Raw genomic sequence first — 5,615 nt, 5'->3', positions numbered from 1 at the left:
TAGAGCCGAGCCCATGCTCGGCTGCTGTTGTTCCCTGTCGCGCTGCGCGCGATGAGCCGAGCGTGGGCTCGGCTCTACAGGGTCAGCGCATGCCCCCCTTACGGCTTGATGAAGCGCAGGGTCATGCGGTCGCTTTCACCGATCGCCTGGTACTTCGCATCATCGGCCTTGTCGTGCTGGTTGGTCGGCGGCAGCGTCCACACGCCGTTGGGGTGGTCCTTGGTGTCGCGCGGGTTGGCGTTGACCTCGCTGCGCGCATCCAGCCTGAAGCCGGCGGCTTCGGCCATCGCGATCACCTGCTGCTGGCCGACATAGCCGGTGTCATCGTCATCGGCCACGTCGGCCTTGGCGCGATGCTCGACCACACCCAGCACGCCACCCGGCTTGAGCACGTTGAAGAAGCCCTGGAACATGCCCTGCGCCTGGCCGGCCTTGCGCCAGTTGTGCACGTTGCGGAAGGTCAGCACCACGTCGGCTGAGTTGGCCGGGCCGAACACCGGCTTGGCCGGATCGTAGGCGACCACGGCGGTCCTGCCGAACTGCGCGGGTGCACCGGCGTACTTCTTTTCCAGGCTGTCGCGGCTGCGCTGCTGGTAGTCGCGGCCGCGACCCTCGGGCACCGCCATCGGATCGACCACGGCAGCCACATAGTGGCCCTTGTCATGCAGCAGCGGCGCCAGGATCTCCGAGTACCAGCCGTTGCCGGGGGTGATCTCGATGACGGTCTTTTCCGGTGCCACCTTGAAGAACGACAGCGTCTGTGCCGGATGGCGGAAGCCATCGCGCTTGACGTTGTTGGCATCGCGGGTGGGCGCCTTTACCGCCGCATCGATGGCCGGCAAGACCTGGATCTTCGCCGGTGCCACCGTGGCCGGTGCGGCGAACGCAGGAACAGCAGCAAGCAGGGCCGAAGCAAGCAGCAGGCGGCAACCACGCAGGGACGAAGCAGGCATCATCGGGACGACTCCAGCGGAAGATGCGGCGAGACTAGCAGTCGCAGCGTCCCAGGTGTTCACAGAACGTTAGCGGCGAGCGCGTCGCGGAACACTGTTTTGTGGTCGTCGCCGCAGCACGGTCACACATCGCGTTCTATTCTGGAACACTTCCCCCAAGGAGTCCGTGCCCATGACGGCAACCCGCGAACTGGGCCGTTCCGGCCTGCATGTACGTCCGCTCGCCTTCGGTGGCAACGTGTTCGGCTGGAGCGCCGATGAGAAGGCCAGCTTCGCCCTGCTCGATGCCTTCGTCGATGCCGGCTTCAACCTGGTCGACACCGCCGACGTTTACTCGGCCTGGGTGCCGGGCAATGTCGGCGGCGAATCGGAGACGCTGATCGGCAAGTGGTTTGCCCGCAGCGGCAAGCGCGACAAGGTGGTGCTGGCGACCAAGGTGGCCAAGTGGGCCGAACGCCCCGGCCTGACCCCGGACAACATCAATGCGGCGGTCGAGGATTCGCTGCGCCGGCTGCAGACCGACGTGATCGATCTGTACCAGGCCCACGAGGATGACGAGTCGACGCCGCTGGAAGCCACGCTGGCCACGTTCGGCCGCCTGATCGAGGCCGGCAAGGTGCGTGCGATCGGTGCTTCCAACTACAGCGCCACGCGCCTGGCCGATGCGCTGAAGGTGTCCACCGACTACAAGTTGCCGCGTTACGAAACCCTGCAGCCGGAGTACAACCTGTACGACCGCGCCGGCTACGAAAAGGAACTGGAACCGCTGGTGCAGCGCGAGCAGATCGGCGTGATCGGCTACTACGCGCTGGCCAGTGGCTTCCTCAGCGGCAAGTACCGCACGCCGGCCGATGCGGCCAAGAGTCCGGCACGTGGCGAGACGGTAGTGAAGCGCTATCTGAACCCGCGCGGCCTGCGCATCCTGCAAGCGCTGGATGACGTAGCCAGCAAACACAGCGCCAGCGCCGCGCAGATCGCACTGGCCTGGCAGATCGCGCGGCCGTCGATCACCGCGCCGATCGTCAGCGCCACCAGCGTCGAACAGCTGCACGACCTGCTGGCCGCAGCGAACGTATCGCTGAGCGTGCAGGATGTCGCGCAGCTGGATGCCGCCAGCGCCGAATCATGAGACCCGGTAGTGCCGGCCGCTGGCCGGCATGACACAGTCAGGTAGTGCCGGTCGCTGGCCGGCATCGCGCGGTAAAGAAGGAAATAATTCAACAAAATGGTTGCGCGCGACTAAATCGTGGTTTATCGTGCGCACCTCGTTTCAACACCCACTGGAAACTTCCCTTGAACGCGCATTCCGTCGCCATCGCCAAACTGCTGCCATGCCTGCGCATGGACCGGCCGGCGTGTGCGTTCGGCAAGGAAGACCAGCTGACAACGGCCTGATGCCCGCCCTGCGGAGATCGGCCACCCCGATCTCCGAGGCCTGACGACGCCCTCGGAACGCAAGTCCCGGGGGCGTTTTCGTTTGCGTCGGCACAAGGACCCGCGATGCCAGAACTGCACCCCGCGCGGCGACCCGCCGCTCACTGATCCAGGTTTTTCTGCCGTGCCGGAGGATTTTCTCCGCGTGCATGGCAACGCCTGGACATTATCTGCATCGCAACCAAACATTATCGCTCGCCGATAATGTCGGTGGCCTGCACCCTCGACTACCAACGGTCCCGTTTCAACTACGGGCTGGTGCGCGCGGCGTTGCCGTGGCGTATGCCGGAGGTCGCGGACATGCCATCGCCTGGATCGCCTGCTGGAGGCAGGCGCCGGTTCGCCGGCACGCGGTTCGATTCCGCGCGGTTCACCACTGGATAGCTCAGTCGGGTAGAGCAACGGATCCTGATTCCGTCTGTCGTGGGTTCGACTCCCACTCCAACCACATGACCTGTCACGTCATGACTTGAAGCAACACCCGGGGCGCAAGCCCCAGCGGCCATCGTCGCCGTCCACGGTCACTGCCCTCGGGCGGGGCGTGGAAGGCAACGGACCGCACGCCGGGCCTCGGCCCGCCGTCACTGCCAGCCACGTTCCGCCCCGGTGCTGCCTGCCGGGAACGACGATGGCAGCACTGCCGGTGCACCGAAGGCTCCGCGCGCGGACCGTCCGCCGATGGCCGCCCTCTTCCGCTGCCTGCACGTGGTGTGCAGGCGGCCTCGCCACGACCTGATCGACCCGGGTCATGGCGATTCATCTGCAACGGGTCGAACCACCAGAGCCATACAAGGAGAGACTCCCATGTTCTGGACCATCAAGGTCGTGATCGGCGACGGCGAGCGCGGCCTGGTGTATCGCAACCGTCGTTTCCAGCAGATCCTGCTGCCCGGCGTGCACCGCCTGTCGCCGTTCGGCGGCCGCCCGCACGTGGACATCCACACTGCATCGAAGGGCACGGCCTACACCGGCAGCGACCAGGACAGCCTGATCGAGGCACTGGGCGCGCGGTTGGACACGCACTTCGTGCTGGCCAACGTCGGCGCCAGCGAGGTCGGCCTGTTGCTGCGCAACGGCCGCATCGATGAAGTGCTGCCGCCGGGCAGCCACCGCCTGTACTGGCGCGGTTCTGTCGACACCCAGGTGCGCGTGATGGCACTGGGTGACGAGCCGCGCGTCCCGGCGGACGTGCAGCAGCGGCTGGGCCAGCTGGGCGTGCTGCCGCGTGTGGCGGTGATCAGCACCGTGCCGAGCGAGTCGGTGGGCCTGCTGTTCATCGATGGCACGCTGCGGCAGACCCTGGACGCCGGCCTGCACGCGTTCTGGAACTTCAACGGCAACGTGTCGGTGGAGCGTGTGGAGCTGCGTGCGCGTTCGCTGGACGTATCCGGCCAGGAGCTGCTCAGCCGCGACAAGGTGACCCTGCGGGTGAACCTGGCCGCGACCGTGCAGGTGGTCGACCCGGTGCGCGCACACCGCTCGCTCAGCAACGCTGATGAGTTCATCTATCGTCAGCTGCAGTTCGGCCTGCGCCAGGCGATTGCCGCGCGCAGCCTGGACGAGCTGCTGGGTGACAAGGCGGCACTGGACGGTGAGATCGCCGCCCATGTGCAGGCCGCGATCGAGGGCCACGGTGTACGTCTGCTTGGCGTGGGCATCAAGGACGTGATCCTGCCGGGCGAGATGAAGGAGATTCTCAACGGCGTGGTGCTGGCCGAGAAGCAGGCCCAGGCCAGCGTGATCCGCCGCCGCGAGGAGGCCAATGCCACCCGTTCGCAGCTCAACACCGCAAAGCTGATCGAGGACAACCCGGTGTTGATGCGCCTGAAGGAGCTGGAGGCGCTGGAGAAGGTCACCGAGAAGATCGACAAGCTCACCGTGTTCGGCGGCCTGGACGGCGTGCTGAAGCAGCTGGTGACGATCAGGTAGGGGGTCGCGGTGGCGCAGGGACGCGCCGCCGGCCCATCAAGGACATACACGAAGACATGGACACTCAACACAATTATCAATGGCTGCATGCCGAGGGCAGCACGCCGATCAAGGGCTGGGTCAACGGCGTGCCACTGGAGGCGCAGGCGCATGAGCAGCTGCGCAACATCGCCGCGATCCCGTTCGTCGGGCCGTGGGTGGCGGTGATGCCGGACGTGCACCTGGGCAAGGGCGCGACCGTCGGCTCGGTGATCCCGACCCGCGGTGCAATCATCCCGGCGGCGGTCGGCGTCGACATCGGCTGCGGCATGGCGGCCGTGCGCACCACGCTGCGCGCCAACGACCTGCCCGATGACCTGCGGCAGCTGCGCAACAGCATCGAGCGCAGCATCCCGGTCGGCAACGGGCGCGGCGGCGAGCATCAGCGCATGCCCGACAGCATCCATACCCGGCTGGTGCAGTCCGGGCTGGCCGCCGGCCTGGAGAAGATCAAGGACAGGCACCGCAGGATCCGCACCGACAAGCTCGACCGCCAGCTCGGTACGCTGGGTGGCGGCAACCACTTCATCGAACTGTGCCTGGACGAGACGGATACGGTGTGGGTGATGCTGCACAGCGGGTCGCGCGGTACCGGCAACCTGATCGGTACCTACTTCATCGAGAAGGCGCGCGAGGAACTGGCCCGGCGCGTGCTGGGCTTCCACCTGCCGGACAAGGACCTGGCGTTCTTCATGGAAGGCGAGCCGCTGTTCGATGACTACGTCGAAGCCGTGTCGTGGGCACAGGACTACGCCCGGCAGAACCGCGAGGCGATGATGTCGCGCGTGCTGGCCGAGATGCGCCACCGGCTGCCGAAGTTCCAGCTGGCGGCGATGGCAGTGAACTGCCACCACAACTACGTGCAGAAGGAAACGCACCACGGACAGGAGCTGCTGGTGACGCGCAAGGGGGCCGTCAGTGCCCGCGAGGGTGAGCTGGGCATCATTCCCGGCAGCATGGGCACGCGCAGTTACATCGTGCGTGGCAAGGGCAACGCGGACAGCTTCAACAGCTGCAGCCACGGTGCCGGCCGGGTGATGAGCCGTGGCGCCGCGCGCCAGCAGATCACACTGGCCCAGCATCGCGAGGCCACCGCGCATGTGGAATGCCGCAAGGACAGCGGCGTGCTGGACGAGTCACCGGCCGCGTACAAGTCGATCGACGATGTGATGGCCGCGCAGCTGGACCTGGTCGACGTGGTGCACACGCTGCGCCAGGTGTTGTGCGTGAAGGGGTAATGGAGCGGTGCCGGCCAAGGCC

General features: G+C 66.5%; 4 protein-coding genes and 1 tRNA gene. 4 read left to right on the top strand and 1 reads right to left on the bottom strand.

Annotation, left to right across the window (positions count from 1 at the left end; genetic code table 11):
• Positions 1–98 precede the first annotated feature (98 nt).
• Complete coding sequence (locus ABGA94_RS01800) at positions 99–956, bottom strand: class I SAM-dependent methyltransferase (protein ID WP_134955551.1); 858 nt, start codon at positions 954–956, stop codon at positions 99–101.
• Between the two features lie 169 nt (positions 957–1,125).
• Between ABGA94_RS01800 and ABGA94_RS01795 the strand changes: the two genes are divergently transcribed.
• From ABGA94_RS01795 to ABGA94_RS01780, 4 genes are all read left to right on the top strand, one after another.
• Complete coding sequence (locus ABGA94_RS01795) at positions 1,126–2,082, top strand: aldo/keto reductase (RefSeq protein ID WP_197598727.1); 957 nt, start codon at positions 1,126–1,128, stop codon at positions 2,080–2,082.
• Positions 2,083–2,764: 682 nt separating this feature from the next.
• Positions 2,765–2,835 (top strand) — tRNA-Gln (locus ABGA94_RS01790).
• 356 nt (positions 2,836–3,191) lie between these two features.
• Entirely contained in the window at positions 3,192–4,316 is a 1,125-nt protein-coding gene (locus ABGA94_RS01785) for a slipin family protein (RefSeq protein WP_111128529.1), read from the top strand.
• Between the two features lie 56 nt (positions 4,317–4,372).
• On the top strand, positions 4,373–5,593 hold the full coding sequence (locus ABGA94_RS01780; RefSeq protein WP_111128531.1) for an RtcB family protein: 1,221 nt from the start codon (positions 4,373–4,375) through the stop codon (positions 5,591–5,593).
• Positions 5,594–5,615 lie beyond the last annotated feature (22 nt).

Origin of the sequence: Stenotrophomonas sp. 3diitr2024 (assembly GCF_042136455.1) — a bacterium.
Lineage (GTDB): Bacteria > Pseudomonadota > Gammaproteobacteria > Xanthomonadales > Xanthomonadaceae > Stenotrophomonas > Stenotrophomonas sepilia.
Note: the sequence above shows the minus strand (reverse complement) of the source record. Positions and strands in the feature narration are given on the sequence as shown.